Origin of the sequence: Microvirga pakistanensis, from assembly GCF_004458765.1 — a bacterium.
GTDB classification, from domain to species: Bacteria; Pseudomonadota; Alphaproteobacteria; order Rhizobiales; family Beijerinckiaceae; genus Microvirga; species Microvirga pakistanensis.
The window spans coordinates 119711-139941 of record NZ_SPJX01000469.1 but is presented as its reverse complement, the minus strand read 5'-3'; the positions used below and the strand labels follow the sequence as shown (position 1 = coordinate 139941).

General features: G+C 64.6%; 18 protein-coding genes. 2 read left to right on the top strand and 16 right to left on the bottom strand.

The features are described 5' to 3' along the window. Positions 1-163 precede the first annotated feature (163 nt). From E4K09_RS20925 to E4K09_RS20910, 4 genes are all read right to left on the bottom strand, one after another. Entirely contained in the window at positions 164-1501 is a 1338-nt protein-coding gene (locus tag E4K09_RS20925) for a dicarboxylate/amino acid:cation symporter (protein ID WP_134499637.1), read from the bottom strand. A gap of 212 nt (positions 1502-1713) precedes the next feature. Beyond that, the gene (locus E4K09_RS20920) at positions 1714-2109 is read right to left on the bottom strand and encodes a (R)-mandelonitrile lyase (RefSeq protein WP_134499636.1); all 396 of its coding nucleotides are present in this window, start codon (positions 2107-2109) and stop codon (positions 1714-1716) included. Positions 2110-2200: 91 nt separating this feature from the next. Then, a complete protein-coding gene (locus tag E4K09_RS20915; protein WP_134499635.1) occupies positions 2201-2404 on the bottom strand; it encodes a hypothetical protein in 204 nt (67 codons plus the stop codon). Between the two features lie 88 nt (positions 2405-2492). Continuing rightward, positions 2493-4019 carry a calcium-binding protein gene (locus tag E4K09_RS20910; protein ID WP_134499634.1) on the bottom strand — a complete coding sequence of 509 codons (1527 nt, stop codon included), beginning with the start codon at positions 4017-4019 and terminating at the stop codon, positions 2493-2495. Between the two features lie 264 nt (positions 4020-4283). Between E4K09_RS20910 and E4K09_RS20905 the strand changes: the two genes are divergently transcribed. Then, the gene (locus E4K09_RS20905; RefSeq protein WP_166802425.1) at positions 4284-6176 is read left to right on the top strand and encodes an acyltransferase family protein; all 1893 of its coding nucleotides are present in this window, start codon (positions 4284-4286) and stop codon (positions 6174-6176) included. Positions 6177-6344: 168 nt separating this feature from the next. Here the strand turns inward: E4K09_RS20905 and lpdA are convergent, their stop codons facing one another. From lpdA to eno, 7 genes are all read right to left on the bottom strand, one after another. Next, positions 6345-7784 (bottom strand): dihydrolipoyl dehydrogenase, encoded by a 1440-nt coding sequence (gene lpdA, locus E4K09_RS20900; protein WP_134499632.1) that lies wholly within the window; start codon positions 7782-7784, stop codon positions 6345-6347. A gap of 107 nt (positions 7785-7891) precedes the next feature. After that, the gene (locus tag E4K09_RS20895; protein WP_134499631.1) at positions 7892-9313 is read right to left on the bottom strand and encodes a pyruvate dehydrogenase complex dihydrolipoamide acetyltransferase; all 1422 of its coding nucleotides are present in this window, start codon (positions 9311-9313) and stop codon (positions 7892-7894) included. 84 nt (positions 9314-9397) lie between these two features. After that, on the bottom strand, positions 9398-9694 hold the full coding sequence (locus E4K09_RS20890) for a DUF5076 domain-containing protein (protein WP_134499630.1): 297 nt from the start codon (positions 9692-9694) through the stop codon (positions 9398-9400). Between the two features lie 4 nt (positions 9695-9698). Next, complete coding sequence (locus E4K09_RS20885) at positions 9699-11144, bottom strand: pyruvate dehydrogenase complex E1 component subunit beta (protein ID WP_134499629.1); 1446 nt, start codon at positions 11142-11144, stop codon at positions 9699-9701. A 118-nt stretch (positions 11145-11262) separates the two neighbouring features. Continuing rightward, positions 11263-12324: a pyruvate dehydrogenase (acetyl-transferring) E1 component subunit alpha gene (gene pdhA / locus E4K09_RS20880; protein ID WP_134499628.1), complete on the bottom strand. Its 1062-nt coding sequence runs from the start codon at positions 12322-12324 to the stop codon at positions 11263-11265. A 162-nt stretch (positions 12325-12486) separates the two neighbouring features. Then, positions 12487-12810 carry an FtsB family cell division protein gene (locus E4K09_RS20875; RefSeq protein ID WP_134499627.1) on the bottom strand — a complete coding sequence of 108 codons (324 nt, stop codon included), beginning with the start codon at positions 12808-12810 and terminating at the stop codon, positions 12487-12489. 205 nt (positions 12811-13015) lie between these two features. Beyond that, positions 13016-14299, bottom strand: a complete 1284-nt coding sequence (gene eno / locus E4K09_RS20870) for a phosphopyruvate hydratase (RefSeq protein ID WP_134499626.1) — start codon at positions 14297-14299, stop codon at positions 13016-13018. 146 nt (positions 14300-14445) lie between these two features. On the opposite strand from eno, the gene queF reads away from it, so the two are divergent. Beyond that, on the top strand, positions 14446-14895 hold the full coding sequence (gene queF, locus E4K09_RS20865; protein WP_134499625.1) for a preQ(1) synthase: 450 nt from the start codon (positions 14446-14448) through the stop codon (positions 14893-14895). On the opposite strand, the gene E4K09_RS20860 is transcribed toward queF, so the two are convergent. From E4K09_RS20860 to E4K09_RS20840, 5 genes are all read right to left on the bottom strand, one after another. Continuing rightward, a complete protein-coding gene (locus E4K09_RS20860) occupies positions 14880-16049 on the bottom strand; it encodes an MFS transporter (protein ID WP_134499624.1) in 1170 nt (389 codons plus the stop codon). The two genes, queF and E4K09_RS20860, sit on opposite strands and share 16 nt — an antisense overlap. A 125-nt stretch (positions 16050-16174) precedes the next feature. Beyond that, positions 16175-17023, bottom strand: a complete 849-nt coding sequence (kdsA, locus tag E4K09_RS20855; protein ID WP_134499623.1) for a 3-deoxy-8-phosphooctulonate synthase — start codon at positions 17021-17023, stop codon at positions 16175-16177. A gap of 110 nt (positions 17024-17133) precedes the next feature. Further along, positions 17134-17535 (bottom strand): DUF350 domain-containing protein, encoded by a 402-nt coding sequence (locus tag E4K09_RS20850; protein WP_134499622.1) that lies wholly within the window; start codon positions 17533-17535, stop codon positions 17134-17136. A 50-nt stretch (positions 17536-17585) separates the two neighbouring features. Then, on the bottom strand, positions 17586-18452 hold the full coding sequence (locus E4K09_RS20845) for a VOC family protein (protein ID WP_134499621.1): 867 nt from the start codon (positions 18450-18452) through the stop codon (positions 17586-17588). A 104-nt stretch (positions 18453-18556) separates the two neighbouring features. Further along, positions 18557-20185: a CTP synthase gene (locus E4K09_RS20840; RefSeq protein ID WP_134499620.1), complete on the bottom strand. Its 1629-nt coding sequence runs from the start codon at positions 20183-20185 to the stop codon at positions 18557-18559. Positions 20186-20231 lie beyond the last annotated feature (46 nt).

The following is a 20231-nucleotide window of genomic DNA, read 5'->3' as shown; positions in this document are numbered from 1 at the left end:
TCTTCGCAAATGCCAAAGCCGCAGGGCCGGGTTGTGCCGGGGCCGGATTGCCCGAGAGGTTAACCCGACGCGTCTCGCCGGCCATGACGGATCAAAGCCGCTCCGAGAACCCCGCCACCAGGTCCGGATCACGGAAGCCTCGGGGCTCTCTCCCTGGCCCGGCCTAATCCGTCGTGACCGCCGTCTCGATATCGGACGGATCGATCTGACGGTCGAGGCCCGCATTGAGCTTCTCGCGGTCGAGCTCGCCCTCCCACCAGGCCACCACGACTGCGGCAACTCCATTGCCAGTAATGTTGGTGAGAGCCCTGACCTCGCTCATGAATTTATCGATGCCGAGCAGGACCGCCATGCCGGGCACGAGGGCCGGGTTCACCACGGCGAGCGTGGCCGCCAGGGTGATGAAGCCCGCGCCCGTGACGCCCGTCGCCCCCTTCGAGGTGAGCAGCGCCACCAGAAGGATCGTAAGCTGCTGGCCGAGGGTGAGTTCGATGTTGAGCGCCTGCGCGATGAACAGGGTCGCGAGCGTCATGTAGATGTTCGTGCCGTCCAGGTTGAAGGAATACCCGGTGGGCACGACGAGACCGACGACGGATTTCGAGCATCCAAGCTGCTCCAGCTTTTCCATGAGCTGGGGCAGCGCGCTCTCGGACGAACTGGTGCCGAGCACGATCAGGAGCTCGTCCTTGATGTAGCCGAGGAACTTGAAGATGGAGAAGCCGGCGATCCGCGCGATGAGGCCCAGCACGACGAAAACGAAGACGGCCGCCGTCGCGTAGAAGGTGACGATCAGCCCGAACAGGTTCCCCAGCGCCGAGGGTCCGTAGCGACCCACCGTGTAGGCCATGGCGCCGAACGCCCCGATGGGAGCCACCTTCATGACGATCGCGATGACGCCGAACATGGCGTGCGCCGCATCGTCGATGAATCCGCGCAGCGTGGCGGCCCGGTTTCCGAGGGCGAGCAGCGCGAAGCCGAAGAGAATAGCGAAGAGAAGGACCTGCAGGATGTCGCCCTGCGCGAAGGCACCCACCACGCTGTCGGGGATGATGTGGAGGACGAAGTCCACGGGCCTCTGCTCGGCGGCCTGCTTGGTGTAGGTTGCGACGGCATTCGGGTCCGGCGTTGCGGAAAAGCCCGCGCCAGGCTTCACGAGATTGCCGACGAGCAGGCCGATGATGAGCGCAAAGGTGGAAACCACTTCGAAATAGACCAGCGCCTTGATTCCGACGCGACCCACTTTTTTCGCATCCTGAATGTGGGCGATGCCGGACACGACGGTGCAGAAGATGATCGGAGCGATCACCATCTTGATGAGCTTGATGAAGCCGTCGCCGAGCGCCTTGATCCAGTCGTTCTTGGCAACGTCCGGCGCGAGCCAGCCGAGGAGGATGCCTAGGAAAATGGCGATCAGCACCTGGATGTAGAGCACCTTGTACCAAGGCTTGCGGCTGCGGGCGGGAACCGCCGTAGGTTCCGCGGTGGCGGGAATGCTCGTCATGATGCTTGACCCCGAACCTCGACCGGTCGCAGGCCTGCCGCTCCTCAGGCGGGCGGCGTCCACGTGGGCCTTCACGCGTCGACCCGGCGAGCCGCAGGCATTGCGACCTTCTGCACGTTAACGCAGCAAACCGCTTCAAGTCGCAGGAGAGCAGTTCTGCCAGGAGGAGGCGCAAACTCCTTTCCCGACGCACGGACCGTGATCTAATACCGTCAGGCTCCGTATTCTTCGTCGGTGACGTGCTCCAACCAGTCCACGGCCTTGCCGTCGAGGGATTCCTGGATGGCGATGTGGGTCATGGCCGTGGTGGGAGCGGCGCCGTGCCAGTGCTTCTCGCCGGGCTCGAACCAGACCACGTCACCGGGGCGGATTTCCTCGATCGGACCGCCTTCGCGCTGCACCCGGCCGCAGCCGGCGGTGACGATCAGCACCTGACCGAGCGGGTGGGTGTGCCATGCGGTGCGCGCGCCGGGTTCGAACGTGACCGCGTTGCCCGCAGCCCGCGCCGGTGCGCTGGCGGGGAACAGCGGATCGACCCTGACGGTGCCGGAGAACCACTCGGCCGGCCCCCGGCCGGAAGGCTGCGATCCGCTTCGCCTTATCTCCATGGTGTCTCTCCTGCGAAGGTGAAAACGCGCCTCTTCCTTAGCGGAGGACGAGGCGGAGGCGAAGCGTTGCGCGGCAGGTCCCGACAGGAGTTCACATCCGGGTACGCCCGCCGCGCCGGATGAACAGGAACACGCCGACGGCCACGACCACGAACGCAACGGCGATGACGGTAATCAGCACTGTGTCGCCCCGCGTCCCCGCGGCCTCCTGGGTCGGAACCACCGGCGCCGTGTCCTGCGCGTAGGCAAAGGTTGCGATCAGAAGAAGGGCGAGGCTCGAAAGAAGGCGTTCCATCTCGTGCTCCGTATCCGTTGGCGGATGGGAAAAGAGATGCCCGGGCGCAATGTTCCCGTAAACCGCCACGGGGCTCCTACCTCAGCCGTCAGATCACGAGAAACGCGGCGGCGCTCAGCTCGGTCTTGCCGATGACGGCGAACTTGATCTGCTGCTCGTGGCCCGTTCCGTCCGGATCGTAGTACAGGGCGCCGGAGGTCTTGTCGTAGATGATGCGGTCGCTCGAATCGTGGGCTTTCGCGCCGATCCAGAACTTTTCGCCACGCAGAGCTCCCTTGCTTCCGATCCCGCCGAACACGGATTGGCTCAAGCGGATCTGGTCGGCCCAGGCATTGAAGTCCTTGAGGGTGTCGACATTGTCCTGGCCCAGGGACGTGTTGAACACGAAGGCGTCGTAACCTTCGCCGCTGGCCAGCGTGTCGTTGCCTGCGCCGCCGTACAAGGTGTCGTTGCCGGTGTCCCCGTAGAGCTTGTCGTTGCCGGCATCGCCAGAGAGCCTATCGTTGCCCCATGCGCCGTACAGCGCGTCAGCGCCGGAGCCTCCGTATAGAAAGCCGTCGCTCCCGCCCCCATAGAGCTTGTCGTTGCCGTTCTGCCCGTAAAGGCGATCCACGCCGTCGCCGCCGTAGAGAGCGTCATTGCCCTCGCCGCCGTACAGGGTGTCGCCTCCTTTGCCGCCATAGAGGGTGTCGCTGCCCTCCATCCCGCCCAGAAGATTGGCGGCGTCGTTGCCCGTAATCGTGTTGGCGAGGCTGTTGCCGGTGAGCTCGAGGGCCTTGCCGCCGGTGGCCTTCAGGTTCTCGATGAAGCTGTCTTCCGGAAGGGCGCAGTCCACGCTGATCAACACGGTATCGGTGCCACCGCCCCTCTCCTCGATGATCATGGTGCGCATGCTGCTGATCGTATAGGTATCGTTCCCGCGGCCGCCCTCCAGCGTGTCCGATCCGCCGCCGCCCGTCAGGGTGTTCGCGCCGTCGTTGCCGATGAGGTGGTTGGCGTATTTGTTGCCGGTCAGCGCAAGCTGCTTCGTGCCTGCCGCTGCCCGGAGAATCTCGACATAGGTCTCGGCGCCGAGCGTATAGCTGGCGCCGGCGATGACCGTATCGATCCCGGCCTGGTAATACTCGACCGCCCGGTCGTTCTGGCTGTTCACGTAATACGTATCGTCGCCCGTGCCGCCCACCATCGTGTCGTCGCCGGCACCGCCGTTGAGCGTGTCGTTCCCCGCATAGCCATCCAGGTAGTCGCCCCGGGACGAGCCGCGAAGATGATCGGCGCCCGCCATGATCACCGCGGCTGCGGCAGCGCCGCTGCCTTGGAACGCCGCGAGGCCATTGCTGTACGTGAAGCGCGTCACGGGATCGCCCGCGCTCCCGAACACGATCCAGGGGTTGTCATCGTTGCCGAACGTGATCGCCGACACGGAGCCTTGAGCCAGCGAGAGGCTCGTCCCGTAATAGGTGACCGGCACCTTGCTCCAGCCGGCGCGAATGCTGAAGGTGGCAAGGTTCGGGCTGAGATCCTGCGCCAGCGCAATACCGGTCGCCGGCGCCACGAAGAGGTCCTTGAGGCGGAAGCTGACCGGAAGGCTGCTGTAGAACTGAATGTAGGCCATGCCATTTCCCCTTCCGGCCGATGACGCGCACCCTGCAGGACGCGGGCCGAATTCATATCAGCAGGAATGTATGCCGCAAGGTAAATCAACGGATCGGGTCCTGGTCCCCTTTTCGGAATCGGCACAAGCTGGAATCGGGCCATTTCATGTCACATAATTCAGGTTGCCCAACAATCGCTGTCCGGCGTGACTCAGATCGCCCTGGACATCCGACCTACCGTTCCGTATGCGCTCAAAAATCGAAGCTTCTTGGACGACGCAACATTGCACTACAGACGTGAAATCGACGGATTGCGAGCCGTCGCGGTTCTATCGGTCGTGTTGTTTCACGCCGGAATAGAAACCTTTGCAGGCGGGTTCGTCGGCGTCGATGTATTCTTCGTCATCAGCGGATACCTGATCACATCCCTCATCATCGGCGAGAAGGCCGCCGGCGATTTCAGCTTCCTGCGGTTCTACGAGCGGCGCGCCAGAAGAATCCTGCCCGCCCTGTTTCTCGTGATCGCTGTGACCATCCCGGTCGCCTGGCTGCTGCTGCTTCCGCCCGCCATGAAGGATTTCGCGCAGAGCGTCGGTTACGTTTCCTTCTTCTCGTCCAACATTCTGTTCTGGAAGCAGAACGGGTATTTTGATACGGCTGCGGAGCTGAAGCCGCTCCTCCACACTTGGAGTCTGGCCGTCGAGGAGCAGTATTACCTGCTCTTTCCGCTGGTTCTTCTGGCATTTCTGCGCAAGGGCAGGAGATGGGCCGTGGTGGCTCTCGCGGCGCTCTGCCTCGCGAGTTTCACGGCGGCGCAGATCGGCTCCGCGAGGAATCCCGTAAAGGCCTTCTACCTGCTGACGACGCGCGGCTGGGAGATGCTGATCGGTGCCCTGCTCGCCTTGCATGCATTCAACCGAAGCATCACCTGGGCGCGCTCGGAAACGGTGACGAGATATGTCAACGAAGCAGCGGGTCTTCTGGGCCTCGGCCTGATCGCGCTGGCGGTCCTGTCCTTCGACGAGGAGACGCCGTTTCCTGGGATCTATGCACTTGTGCCGACGATCGGAGCCGGATTGATCATCCTGTGCGCGTCCCCCGAGACACTTGTGGGGCGCTGGTTGGGGTGGCGCTTGCCGGTCGGAATCGGCCTGATCAGCTACAGCTTCTATCTTTGGCATCAGCCCCTCTTCGCATTGGCACGCGTCTCGAAGCCCCAGATCGCCCCGTACGAGTTGCTGCTTCTCGCCGGTTTCGCGGGTGTTCTGGCCTATCTGAGCTGGCGCTACATGGAACGTCCGTTCAGGAACGGAGCGATAATCGGCAGGAAGCAGATCCTCGCATTCTCCCTGGCAGGAAGCGTGCTTCTGGCGCTCTTCGGCTGGGCCGGCCATGTGACTGATGGCTTTGCCGGACGATACCCTCCGAAGGACCAGTCCCTGATCGCCCCCATGGATGAGCGCACCAGCTATGTCTGGCGCCGTTTCCAAGAACGCGAGCTGAAAGATTTCGACCCGCGCGGCGGCCGTAGGGTCCTTGTCGTCGGAGACAGCTTTTCCGGCGACCTCCTCAACGCCTTGCACGAATCCGGCCTCGACAAGGGTCTTCAGTTCTCCACCTACCGCGTCAGCGCGAGCTGCGGCAATCTTTACTTGGATACGGACCTGTCGCCCAAGGTCAGCCCGAAGGATCGTGCGTTCTGCAGGAAGCAGAACTGGTACGCGAACAGCAAGCTCCACGAATTGATGCGGCAGGCCGACGCGATATGGCTGATATCGAGCTGGAATTCATGGCAGGCGAAGCTCGTGCCGCAAAGCAAGGGAAATCTGGAGCGGGATTTCGGCCGGAAGGTGCTCGTCTTCGGACGGAAGGATTTGGGCGTGCTCGACCTGCGCCAGATGCTGTTCTTGTCCGAACAAGAGCGGATCGCACTTCGAATTCCCATGCGTTCATCCCATGTGGCCGTGAACGCCGCCATGGCGAAGATGCTCGGACGGGACTTCGTCGACCTTTCCATGCTCCTGTGCGGGGATCGCACCACATGTCGCCCGTTCACGACGGACGGCAAGTTGATTTCCTTCGATGGCGGTCACCTTACGGAAGACGGCGCCCGGTATCTCGGGCAACGCCTCACCGAGAGCCCCGAGACGCGCAGGCTCATGGGGTTAGCGGACTAGACTTGTCGTCGCGGAGTGTTGGGGGGCCCTCGCGGCCTCCTCGCCAATCGCGCCCGCATCCTCGCTGACGGGATCAGTGCGCCGGCGGCCGGAAGGATCGTCCCTGCCCGTAACCCGTCTCTGAACGGCGTGAACGAAAAAGCGGGACGGAGACCCCGCCCCTTCTCGTCACATATGGATCACGCGTCCGTAGGCGTCCATGACGGCCTCGTGCATGGTCTCCGAGATGGTCGGGTGCGGGAAGACCGCGTGGATCAGCTCTTCCTCCGTGGTCTCCAGGTTCATGGCGATCACGAAGCCCTGGATCATCTCGGTCACCTCCGCGCCCACCATGTGCGCGCCGAGGAGCTGGCCGGTCTTCTTGTCGAAGATCGTCTTCACCATGCCGTCCGGCTCGCCCAATGCGATGGCCTTGCCGTTGCCGACGAACGGAAAGCGCCCGACGCGAATATCGTAGCCCTGTTCCTTCGCCTTGGCTTCCGTCAGGCCCACCGAGGCGACCTGCGGGTTGCAATAGGTGCAGCCGGGGATCTTGCCCTTGTCCATGGCGTGCGTGTGCAGGCCCTTGATGGTCTCGACGCAGAGAACTCCCTCGTGCTCGGCCTTGTGCGCCAGCATGGGCGCGCCCGCCACGTCGCCGATGGCATAGATGCCGTGCACATTGGTGCGACCGAGGCCGTCGGTCACGACGACGCCGCGCTCGATCTTCACGCCGATCTTTTCGAGGCCGAGATTCTCGATGTTGCCGACGACGCCGACCGCGGAGATCATCCGCTCGGCCGTGATGGTCAGCGTGCCGCCCTTTCCATCGTCGATGGTGGCGGTCACCGAGTTCGCGCCCTTCTCCACCTTCGTGACCTTCGCGCCCGTGAGGATCTTCATCCCCTGCTTCTCGAAACGCTTGCGCGCAAGGGCCGCGATCTCGGCATCCTCGACCGGCATGATCTGCGGCATCACCTCGACCACCGTCACGTCCGCGCCCATGGTGCGATAGAACGAGGCGAATTCGATGCCGATGGCGCCCGAGCCCATGACGATGAGCGACTTCGGCATGGAAGGCGGCACCATGGCCTCGAAATAGGTCCAGATCAGCTTGCCGTCCGGCTCGATGCCGGGCAGAGCGCGCGGACGCGCGCCAGTGGCCACGATGATGTGCTTGGCTTGGTAGGTACCGGGTTCGAGCACGCCCTTCGGGGTCGGGTGCTGCGGCTGCATGGCGGGCTTCTTGGGAGCCGTGACGACGACCTCGCCGGGCTTGGAGATCGCCGCTTCGCCCCAGATCACGTCGACCTTGTTCTTCTTCAAGAGCATGCCGACGCCGCCGTTGAGGCGGCCTGACACGCCGCGCGAGCGCTGCACGATGGCGGCCGCATCGAAGCCGATGCCCTGAGCGGACAGGCCGTAATCCTTGGCATGCTCCATGTAATGGTAGATCTCGGCCGAGCGCAGCAGCGCCTTCGTGGGAATGCAGCCCCAGTTGAGGCAGATGCCGCCGAGGTGCTCGCGCTCCACCACGGCGGTCTTGAAGCCGAGTTGCGCCGCGCGGATCGCCGCCACATAACCGCCCGGTCCGCCGCCGATGACGATGATGTCGTATTGGTTTGCCATAGAATTCCCCCGTCATGCCCGGGCTTGGCCCGGGTATCCACGCCTTTGCGCTCCGGACCGTTCATTGAAGACGTGGATGGCCGGCACGAGGCCGGCCATGACGTTGGTTAAACAAGCATCCCCATCGGGTTCTCAATGAGCTGCTTGAAGGCCGCGAGCAGTTCCGCGCCGAGCGCACCGTCGACCACGCGGTGATCGCAGGAGAGCGTCACGGTCATGGCCTGCACGACGGCGGGAGCGCCGTTCTTCACCACGACGCGGTTCTCGCCCGCGCCGACCGCGAGGATCGTGCCGTGGGGCGGATTGATGACGGCCTGGAAGTCCTTGATGCCATACATGCCGAGGTTCGACACGGCCGTCGAACCGCCGGTATATTCCTCCGGCTTCAGGCGGCGGTTGCGGGCGCGGCCCGCCATGTCCTTCACCTCGGCGGAGATCGCCGTGAGGGTCTTCTGCTCGGCCTTGCGCACGACCGGCGTGAACAGGCCGCCCTCGATGGCAACCGCCACGCCCACATCCGAATGCTTCATGCGCAGGATTCGGTCCTCCGCCCAAACGGCATTGGCGTTCGGCACGCGCTGCAGCGCGATGGCCAGGGCCTTGATGACGAAGTCGTTCACCGAGAGCTTGTAGGCGGGCTTGCCGTCCTTGTCCTTGCCGGCCGCGGCGTTGATCTGCTCGCGCAGCGCCATGAGCGCGTCGAGTTCGCAGTCGAGCGACAGGTAGAAATGCGGAACGGTCTGCTTCGATTCCACGAGGCGCTTAGCGATGGTCCTGCGCATGCCGTCGAGGGGCACTTCCTCGTAGCTGCCGGCCTCGAACATGGCCTTGACCTGATCCGCACCCATGCTCGGCGCGAGGGCCGGAGCCTGCGCGGGCTTGGGGGCGGGAGCGGGAGCCGCCGCGGCGGCCGGAGCGGCGGCCGGCTTTGCGCCGCCACTCTGAAGGGCCGCGCGCACGTCCTTCTCGACGATGCGGCCATGCGGGCCGGAGCCCTGGATCGACGCGATGTCGATGCCGGCCTCGCGGGCGATGCGCTTGGCGAGGGGCGAGGCGAACACGCGGCCGCCGCCTGCCTGCTGCCCTGCCCCGTTGGGCCTAGCTCCTTGAGCGGGACCTGCGGGAGCCTGATCGACCCGGGCATAGGACAGATGCGCATTCGCATCGCCCTGAACCGTGTTGGCCTGCGCTGCGGGTGCGGCCGCAGGAGCCGCCGAAGCCTCGGCCTTCGGGGCCGGAGCGGGGGCGCCGCCGCCAGGAGGGGCCGTGACGCTCTTCGGGTCCTCGCCCTCGCCAGCGATCAGCGCGATCACCTGATTGACGGGCACGTCCGCGGTGCCCTCGGGCACGACGATTTTGGCGAGGACGCCTTCGTCCACCGCCTCCACCTCCATGGTGGCCTTGTCGGTCTCGATCTCGGCGATCACGTCGCCGGACTTCACCGTGTCGCCTTCCTTCTTCAGCCACTTGGCAAGGTTGCCCTTTTCCATGGTGGGAGAGAGAGCGGGCATCAGGATATTGATGGGCATGGCGTGTTGGATCCTGATCTAAGTTAGAGTTCTAGCTTCGCATTTTCTTGCCGGAAAACCGGCATCCACTTTTCCGGAAAATGCTCAATTGACGGCTTGCGTGGAGCCTGGGTCGGTTGGATTGTCCAGCTCGGCTTGAATGCCCGAAACGATCTCCGCCAGGGCCTCCTCCTCGGAGAGATCGGTTTCCATGGCGTAGACACGCGCGGCGTGGCGGGCGAGATCCATCAGGAGCACGCCCCAGGTGAACGGATCGTCGAAGGCGCGGCGCAGCGCGATGCTGACCGCTCCGTCGACCACCGAAGCCCTCAGGATCTCGATGCCGCCCTTTTCGAGCGCATCGGGCGGCACGTTGAGAGCTTCGAACTTCCGTTCCGGCATGATCTCACCTGTAGCAAACGGCCTTCACGGCCTGAACGACGTCGGCCACCGACGGGAGCGCGAGCTTCTCGAGGTTCGCGGCATACGGCATCGGCACGTCCTTGCCGGTGACCCGGACCACGGGCGCGTCGAGATAGTCGAATGCGTTCTCCATGATCCGTGCCGCGATCTCGGCGCCGACGCCCGATTGCGGGAAGCCCTCCTCCACCGTGACGCAGCGGCCCGTCTTCATGACGGAGGCGACGACGGTTTCAGTGTCCATGGGACGGATGGTGCGAAGGTCGACCACCTCGGCGTCGATGCCTTCCTTCTCCAGTTCCTGCGCCGCCTTGAGCGCATAGGTCATGCCCATCGAGAAGGACACGATGGTGACGTCCTTGCCCTCGCGATGGATGCGCGCCTTGCCGATCGGAATCGTGAAGTCGTCGAGCTTCGGAACCGGGAACGACTGTCCGTAGAGGATCTCGTTCTCGAGGAACACGACCGGATTGGGGTCGCGGATGGCGCTCTTGAGCAGGCCCTTGGCGTCGGAGGCGCTGTAGGGAGCGACCACCTTGAGGCCGGGGATCTGCGAATACCAGGCGGAGTATTCCTGGCTGTGCTGGGCGCCGACCCGCGCCGCGGCGCCGTTCGGGCCGCGGAACACGATGGGGCAACCCAGCTGGCCGCCGGACATGTAGAGCGTCTTCGCCGCCGAGTTGATGATCTGGTCGATCGCCTGCATGGCGAAGTTGAAGGTCATGAACTCGACGATCGGGCGCAGGCCGGTGAAGGCCGCGCCGACGCCGACGCCCGCGAAGCCGTGCTCGGTGATCGGCGTGTCGATCACGCGCCTGGCGCCGAATTCCTGCAGAAGCCCCTGCGTGACCTTATAGGCGCCCTGGTACTCGGCCACCTCTTCGCCCATGACGAAGACGCCCTCGTCCTTGCGCATCTCCTCCGCCATGGCGTCGCGGAGGGCTTCGCGAACGGTCATGTTGACCAGCTCGGTCCCTTCCGGGATTTCCGCCATCGCGTTGTAGCTGGTGCGGTTCGTGATGACCGACGGAGCCGCCGGTATCGAGAGGTCCGTCTGCTCGGGACGCTCGGCGGGAGCCGGGCGGTCGGCCATGCCTTCCGCCTGCATGTCGGGCGTCGGCGCCTGCTGGGCTTCCGGTGTCGGAGCGGCAGGCGCCTTCGCCGAGGAGGTTGCAGCCGACACGTCCTCGCCCTCGTCCGCCAGGATCGCGATGGGGGTGTTCACGGCCACGTTGTCGGTGCCGTCGGAGACCAGGATCTTGGCGAGGACGCCCTCGTCGATCGCCTCGACCTCCATGGTCGCCTTGTCGGTCTCGATCTCGGCCAGCACGTCGCCGGGCTTGACCTTGTCGCCTTCCTTTTTCAGCCACTTGGCCAGTTTGCCCTGCTCCATGGTGGGCGAGAGGGCGGGCATGAGAATATCGGTCGCCATGAAAGACTCGTTTTGATTGTCGCTGCGGCGAAAGTTTCGGAGTGGCGCTGGGTGCGCCGCCATCGGTCAGTCGCGCAGGGCCCGTTCCGTAGCCCGGTGCGCGCCTGTTGAAGCGTGCTTAGAGAAGAATGTCCGTGTAGAGCTCGGACGGATCGGGCTCCGGATCGTGCGTGGCGAACTCGGCCGCCTCGTTGACGATCTCGCGCACCCGGCTGTCGATGGCCTTCAGCTCCTCCTCGGAGAGCTTCCAGCTCTCCAAGAGGCGGCGACGCACCTGCTCGATCGGGTCGTGCTCCTCGCGCATGCGGGCCACTTCGTCCTTCGTGCGGTATTTCGCCGGATCCGACATGGAATGGCCGCGATAGCGGTAGGTCTGCATCTCGAGGATGTAAGGGCCCTTGCCGGAGCGGGCGTACTCGATGGCGCGCTGGCCGGCGGCGTAGACCGCGCGGACATCCATGCCGTCCACCTGCTCGCCGGGAATGCCGAAGGATACGCCGCGCTTCGAAAAATCGGTCTGCGCCGAAGCGCGGCTCACGGCCGTGCCCATGGCGTAGCGGTTGTTCTCGATCACGTAGACCACGGGCAGCTTCCAGAGCTGCGCCATGTTGAAGCTCTCGTAGACCTGGCCCTGGTTGGCGGCGCCGTCGCCGAAATAGGTCAGGCAGACATTGCCGTTCTCGCGATAGCGGTTGGCGAAGGCGATGCCGGTGCCGAGCGACACCTGCGCGCCCACGATGCCATGTCCGCCATAGAAGTGCTTCTCCTTGGAGAACATGTGCATGGAGCCGCCCTTGCCTTTCGACAGGCCGCCGCGGCGCCCGGTCAGCTCGGCCATGACGCCTTTCGCATCCATGCCGCAGGCCAGCATGTGGCCGTGATCCCGGTAGCCGGTGATCACCTGGTCGCCCTCCTTCGTCGCCATCTGCATGCCGACGACGACGGCCTCCTGGCCGATATAGAGGTGGCAGAAACCGCCGATGAGGCCCATGCCGTACATCTGGCCGGACTTCTCCTCGAAGCGGCGGATCAGCAGCATGTCGTTGTACGCTGTGAGATCCTGGTCCTGATTGAATTGGGGGGTATTGGGGGCGGCTCCGCGAGCAGAGCCTTTGCTGGAAGTGGACTTGTTAGCCGCGCCTGCACCGGCACGGCCCGCCTTGCGGGCAGCAACAGCCATCGGTTCCTCCGAAGGGTTTCCTCGACGAAAGTTGTAGCGCAGACGGATATGGAAATCGAGAGCCCCAAATGTCCTTTTGCGCTGCACAATGAAACTGCCAACGCCTTGTAAAAAATATCGAATTTTAGATCAACAGAATTTCAGTTAATTCATTCTTTGGAGCTATTCCGATAATGGGCCTGTTATGATGACCAGATCGTTCTTGTGAACGCGCCCCAACATCACGCGGGCCCGCTCTTCGAGAAGGTCGCGATCGATCTGGTCGTTTCGGAGCAATGCGATGCGACGCTCCCAGTGCGTGCGCTCGGACTTGAGGTCGTCGAGTTCCTTGTTCAGCTCGGCCATCTGGGCCTCGTATTGCTGCTGCGCCTCGATGCCCCGTGCACCGCTGTGGGCATGATGCACGAAATAGGCGGCGACCGCCGCCGAGACGCTGTAGAGCGCCAGCGGGATGAGGAATCGTCTCAATCGTCTGCGGATGACCATGGCACTTTTGTACCCGAGCATAGTTAATGAGGCGTTAGAAGTGCCTGGCCTCGTCTCTCGTCCCCGGCCTCGTTCCGGTGACCGCGATGATTGCGCGAAACGCGCTTTCCATGTCGGAATGGCCTGTCCTGACAAGATAAGGATGGACCGAAACGAAAAGGGCCGCCCAAGGCGGCCCTCGCTTAACTTGTTTTTAGTTATTTTGTTACGCCAGCGCCTTCAGGGCAGCGCGACCGGCGTAGCGCGCCTGGGTTCCCAGCTCCTCCTCGATGCGGATGAGCTGGTTGTACTTGGCCAGCCGGTCCGAGCGTGCGAGCGAGCCGGTCTTGATTTGTCCGCAGTTGGTGGCAACGGCGAGATCGGCAATGGTGGAATCCTCCGTCTCGCCTGAGCGGTGGGACATGACGGCGGTGTAGCCGGCGCGGTGGGCCATGTCGACGGCCGCGAGCGTCTCGGTGAGGGAGCCGATCTGGTTCACCTTCACGAGAAGCGAGTTGGCGACCCCCTGCTTGATGCCCTGCGAGAGACGGTTCACGTTGGTCACGAAGAGATCGTCGCCCACCAGCTGGCACCTGGAACCGACGAGGTCGGTCACGGCCTTCCAGCCCTCCCAGTCGTCCTCGGACATGCCGTCCTCGATCGTGGCGATGGGATAGGCGGAAACGAGCTTCGCCAGATATTCGGCCTGCTGCTGCGGGGACAGCTTCTGGCCCGTCCCCTCGTAGTGATAGGCGCCGTCCTTGAAGAACTCGGTGGCCGCGCAGTCGAGTCCGATCACCATGTCCTGCCCCGGCTTGTAGCCCGCCTGCTCGATTGATTTCATGATGAAGTCGAGCGCGGCTTCCGCGGAGGGCAGGTTCGGGGCGAAGCCGCCCTCGTCGCCTACATTGGTGTTGTGGCCGGCGTCCTTCAGGGCTTTCTTGAGGGTGTGGAACACCTCGGCGCCCATGCGCACGGCTTCCGCCAGGGTCGGCGCACCCACGGGCATGATCATGAATTCCTGGAAGTCGATGGGATTGTCCGCATGCGCGCCGCCATTGATGATGTTCATCATCGGAACCGGCAGGACCCGGGCCTGCGTGCCGCCCACATAGCGATAGAGCGGCAAGGTCGAGGCCTCGGCGGCGGCCTTGGCGACGGCGAGCGACACGCCCAGGATGGCGTTGGCGCCGAGCCGGCTCTTGTTCGGAGTGCCGTCGAGCTCGATCATGGCCTCGTCGATGGCCACCTGCTCCTCGGCATCCAGCCCGCCGATGGCATCGAGGATCTCGTTGTTCACGGCGTCGACGGCCTTCAGCACGCCCTTGCCGAGATACCGGGACTTGTCGCCGTCACGCAGCTCGACCGCCTCGTGGGCGCCGGTCGACGCACCCGAGGGAACCGCCGCGCGGCCCATGGAGCCGTCTTCGAGGGTGACATCCACTTCGACCGTGGGATTGCCACGGCTGTCGAGGATCTGGCGGGCGAAAACGTCGATGATCGCGGTCATTAAGCAGGCTCCCTGGGGCTGAAGAGCGGCCGATGCGCCCGCAATGACGGGTGCGGCCTCACGTCATGAGAAGGCTTATTGACCGAAACGCGGAAGCGGGCAAGGACGGGAGCATCCGATAACGTCTCGATCCAAGGTGAAATACGATGACGGAAGCCCATCTCCAGCTCGGCCAGACGACTGCCACTCCCCAATCGCCCGAGGAAGCGACGCTCGACCGTGTGCCGAACCCCCATCCCGACACGGACTACCTCGCCCGCTTCACCGTGCCGGAATTCACCTCGCTCTGCCCGGTCACCGGCCAGCCCGATTTCGCCATCCTCGTGATCGATTACGTGCCGGGACCGTGGCTCGTGGAATCGAAGTCGCTGAAGCTCTACATGCACAGCTTCCGCAATCACGGCGCGTTCCACGAGGATTGCACCGTGGCGATCGGCAAGCGCCTCGCCGACCTCCTGGAGCCCCGCTTCCTGCGCATCGGCGGCTATTGGTACCCGCGCGGCGGCATCCCGATCGACGTGTTCTGGCAGACGGGCGAAGCGCCCAAGAACCTCTGGCTCCCCGACCAGGGAGTCGCGCCCTATCGCGCCCGCTGAGGAGCCGGCCGCCGCAGCACGTTCGAGGCGATCAGGCCCACGCACAGGATGACGAGGGCTGCCGCAGCGGTCGAGGCGACGAGCCCGACGTGCCGGAGGCCGAAGCCCATCAGCACGACGCCGAGCGCCTGACCGCAGAAGAATGAGAAGGCGTGGAGCGCCACCGCGGAGGCGCGCGCGTCCGGCGCCACCTCCGTCACCTGAGCCTGGAACGTGTTGTGGAGCATGTAGAAGCCGAGGCCCATGAGCAGGAGCGCGGCGAAATCGAGCTTCCAGTCTCCGGCGAATCCGAGGGCCACCAGGGCGGCCGCCGCACAGAAGCCCCCGCCGATGAGAATGCGGCCGATACCGAGACGCCTCAGCATCCAGGTCACGAGGGCCGAATAGACCAGGCCGCCGACGGCAAAGCCCCCGATGGCGAAGCCGGCCTGGGTCGCTCCGCCCCCACCGCGTTCTTCGAGCAGCGGCGCGACATAGGGGAAGATGCCGAAGATCGCGGTGGCCTCCACGAACACCGAGCCGAAGAGGAACAGGGCGCGCGGATTGGACAGGATCGTCCGGTAGCGCAGGATCGCCGTATGCGGGTCGAAGCGGCCGCCGGGAAGCGCTCCGCGGAAGCCGATCACCGTCGCGGCCAGAGCGCAGGCCATCATGACGGTGGACAGGCCGAACACCCCGCGCCACCCGATCCATTCCGCCAGAAGGCCCGCCACGGACGAACCGGCGAGCTGGCCGACGATCACCGCGACGAGATAGCGGCTGAGCGCCACCTGGCGCTGCGCCACATCCACCCGATCGCCGATCAGGGCGATGGAGAGCGGCACGGCACCGCCTGCCGCAGCGCCCGCGATGATCCGCAGGCCGAAGAGCGTTTCGGCATTGGGTGCGAAGAACGAGCCGGCAAGCGCCAGGAAGAGCAGCGACAGGGCCACCTTCATGACGCGCTCCTTGCCGACCGCATCGCCGATGGGGCCGAGCACCGGCTGGATGAAGGCATAGGGCAGCGCGAAGGCGGCGGAGAGGAGCGCGATGGTCTGGGCGGAGGAACTCAGATCCCGGGCGATCACCCCGACCATGGGCTCGACCGCACGGGCGGAAAAGGTGCTGGCGAAGCCGCTGACGGCGAGGATCAGGATGAGATTGCGCGGGGACATGACGCTTTAACGAAGAAGGCCGTGATATGGAGCCCTTCGCTCCATATCACGGCCCGGCAATGTGGGGAGGGGCCGGAACGCAGGCCTGCCCCTCCGATGCGTCATGGGGTTGGTGCAAACGCGGCTCAGGCCGCCCTGCCCTTTGCCAGCGCGTCGAAGGCTTTCAGCTGGGCGAGCAGGCCTTCCAGCTCCCTGAGCGGGACCATGTTGGGTCCGTCGGAAGGCGCCTTGTCCGGATCCTGGTGCGTCTCGATGAAGAGCCCGGCGATGCCGACGGCCACCGCCGCGCGGGCGAGCACGGGCACGAATTCCCGCTGGCCACCCGAGGTCGAGCCCTTGCCGCCGGGCTGCTGCACGGAGTGGGTCGCGTCGAAGATCACGGGAGCGCCGGTTTCGGCCATGATCGGCAGCGAGCGCATGTCGGACACGAGGGTGTTGTAGCCGAAGGAGGCGCCGCGCTCCGTGAGCATCACCCTCGGATTGCCGGCGGCTCTCACCTTCTCGGCCACGTTCGCCATGTCCCAGGGAGCCAGGAACTGGCCCTTCTTCACATTCACCACGCGGCCGGTCTTGGCGGCAGCGACCAGAAGGTCGGTCTGGCGGCAAAGGAAGGCGGGAATCTGAAGGATGTCCACGACTTCGCCCACCAGGGCGCATTGGTCGTTCTCGTGCACGTCCGTGATGACGGGGAGACCGAACTTTTCCTTCACCTCGGCGAAGATGCCGAGCGCCTTATCGAGGCCGATGCCGCGGGCGCTCGAGATCGAGGTGCGGTTCGCCTTGTCGAAGGACGACTTGTAGACGAGCCCGAGACCGAGCTTGCCCGTGATTTCCTTGAGCGCCGCGGCCATTTCGAGCGCGTGATCGCGGCTCTCCATGGCGCAGGGCCCGGCGATGATGCTGAGAGGCAGGTGATTGCCGAAGCGGACGGAGCCGGCCTCGACGATAGCGGGGTTCTGTTGGGTATTGGTCATGGCCGTCCCGTACCCCGTTTCGTGACGGACGGGAAGCGGCGATTGGTCGTAGCCTGCAGGTTCAAGGCGTTCCCGGAGGCCTATGCGTACCATAGGCCATCATGGACGTGTCAGAACGTCATCGAGGCCGCGTTGATGATACCGGCCGAGAGGGAGGATGCGCCGAGAAACAGCGCGGCGGCCATCTCGCCGCCGGCGATTCGCTGCGACAGATTCGGCATCACGATCCGCACCAGCCAGTACACGACGATCTGGACGGCCAGGGCCACGAGCCCCCAGACGAGCAGGTCGACGATGCCCTGCGCGTGCACGATGGCGCTGCCCAGCGGCAGCGCGAATCCGACCAGGCTGAAGCCGAGCGCGGTCGAAGCCGAGATCACGTTCTGCCGGATCAGGGCGAACTCGTTGTGCATGGTCGCGAGCGTGTAGATGCCGAGATACAGCGCCACGAGCGCGACGGCGATGACGAAGAAGACCAGAAAGTCGAACAAACCCGCCAGAGTGGAAGTCACGGTCAGCCCCTACGTTTCATTGTCATGATCGTTAAGGGGCTATGGTTAATTTATTGTGTTGCTTCGAACGCGACGGCGACCCCGAAGGCAGCGCTGGCGGGAACGACAAGCCTGCTGCCCACGTGCTGATACGGAACCTCCGCCGCATCCAGGTGCTTAGACAGCGCCAGCACGTCTTCCACCCTCACCGTGAAGGCCACGAAACACGGCTGGTCGAGTTCCGCTTCCACCGAGACATAGCTTTCGGCGGCGTCGTCCGGCGTCATGACGTCGAGATGGGCGTCCGAGAGGCGGAACGAGAGATCGTGCAGGGCCGGGCTCGTGGGAACGACACCCGTGAAAGCCCTGAGGAAGGACTTGCAGCGGTCAGGCTCCGGAGCCGCGAGGGCCACCGCCGCCAGCCCACTGGCCCCGTTCTCATGAACCTGGAAAGCCGGATTCCAGAAATTCTCCGGGTTGTGCTGCTGGCAGACGAAGAAGCCCGCTTTGGGGGCCGCCTTGTCGGCCGCGAAAGCCAGGGAGAAGGCCACCTTCGTCTCGCTCCCGTCGGGCTTCCGGCCCGTGCGCTCGAAGTGGAACGGCTCGAAGGCACCGATCCCTTTCTCGGCGAAGAACGCGGCATCCGCCTTGGCGTCCCGGCTGTCGAGCACCAGCATCGCCAGACCCTCGCGATCCTTCAGGTAATCGCGAACGAAGGCCCCGAAACTGAAACGGCTCTCCTCGTGAGGAGGGATCTGAGCCCCCTCGCCGACCGTGATGAGCTCCAGGAAAGCGCCCGGAAACTGGACGAGCCGGTTCTCCGTGCCCCAGGAATGTCGGTTGCGCGCGCCCACCTGGAAGCCGAGACGCCGGTAGAGCCCGGCAGCCTTGTCGAGGTCGCGGACGGCGATGACGAGGTGATCGATGCGGCGGGTCATCAAGCTCTTTCCTATCCGTGGAGCCATTGAACCTAGGGCGGCAGACGCGAACGCAAAAGAAAACGCCGGCGGGAATTCCCGCCGGCGCCTCTCGCATGTCAACCTCAGACGAGCCGGCTCTGCTCCACGGCCGCGTGGATGAAGCTCCTGAAGAGCGGATGGGGCTCGAACGGCCGCGACTTCAGCTCCGGATGATACTGGACGCCGATGAACCAGGGATGGTCCTCGTATTCCACGATCTCGGGCAGAACGCCGTCGGGCGAGACGCCGGAAAAGCGCAGGCCCTTGGCTTCCAGCCGCTCGCGATAGGCCATGTTGACCTCGTAGCGGTGGCGGTGGCGCTCGGAGATCTCCGTGCCGCCGTAGATCTCGGCCACCTTGCTGCCGGGAGCGAGCTTCGCCTGGTAGGCGCCCAGGCGCATGGTGCCGCCGAGATCGCCGCCGGCCACACGCTTCTCGAGCTCGTTGCCGCGCAGCCATTCGGTGAGGATGCCGACCACGGGCTCTGGCGTGGGGCCGAACTCGGTGGAGTTCGCGTCCTCGACGCCGGCCAGGGAACGGGCCGCCTCGATCACGGCCATCTGCATGCCGAAGCAGATGCCGAAATACGGCACCTTTCGCTCGCGGGCGAACCGGGCCGCCCGGATCTTGCCTTCCGCGCCGCGCTGGCCGAAGCCGCCTGGCACCATGATACCGTGAATGCCTTCCAGGAACGGAGCGGGATCCTCCTTCTCGAAGATCTCGCTTTCGATCCAGTGCAGATTCACCTTCACCTGGTTGGCGATGCCGCCATGGTGGAGCGACTCGATGAGCGACTTGTAAGCGTCCTTGAGGCCCGTGTACTTGCCGACCACGGCGATGTTCACCTCGCCCTCGGGGTTGTGCACGCGCTCCGAAATCTCGGTCCACCGGCTCAGATCCGGCGCCTTGGAGCTGTCCAGACCGAACGCCGCCAGAACCTCGCTGTCGAGGCCGGCATCGTGATAGGCGAGCGGCACGTCATAGATCGAGCGGGCGTCCCGCGCCTCGATCACCGCGGTCTCGCGCACGTTGCAGAAGAGGGCGAGCTTCCGGCGCTCGTCCTTCGGGATCTCCCGGTCCGTGCGGCAGAGAAGGATGTCGGGCTGGATGCCGATGGAGCGCAGCTCCGCGACGGAGTGCTGAGTCGGCTTGGTCTTCAGCTCGCCCGCCGAGGGGATGAACGGCAGCAGGGTCAGGTGGACGTAGATCGCCTGCCCCCGCTCCAAGTCGTTGCCGAGCTGACGGATCGCCTCGAAGAACGGCAGGCCTTCGATGTCGCCGACCGTGCCGCCGATCTCCACGAGCACGAAATCGAAGCCCTCGTTGCCGGTGAGCACGAAGTCCTTGATGGCGTTCGTCACGTGCGGAATCACCTGGATCGTGGCGCCGAGATAATCCCCGCGCCGCTCCTTGGTGATGATGTCGAGATAGATCCGGCCCGTCGTGATGTTGTCGGCCTTGGAGGCCGGAACGCCGGTGAAGCGCTCGTAATGGCCCAGATCCAGGTCGGTCTCGGCGCCGTCGTCGGTCACGAAGACCTCGCCGTGCTGATAGGGGCTCATCGTCCCCGGATCGACGTTGAGATATGGGTCGAGCTTGCGAAGCCTGACCTTGTAGCCGCGTGCTTGAAGAAGCGCTCCCAGGGCAGCCGAAGCCAGTCCCTTGCCGAGCGAAGACACCACGCCGCCGGTGATAAATACGTACCGCGTCATGGACCCCTATCCATCAATAAGGAGCGCCGATTCGCAATCTGCGAAT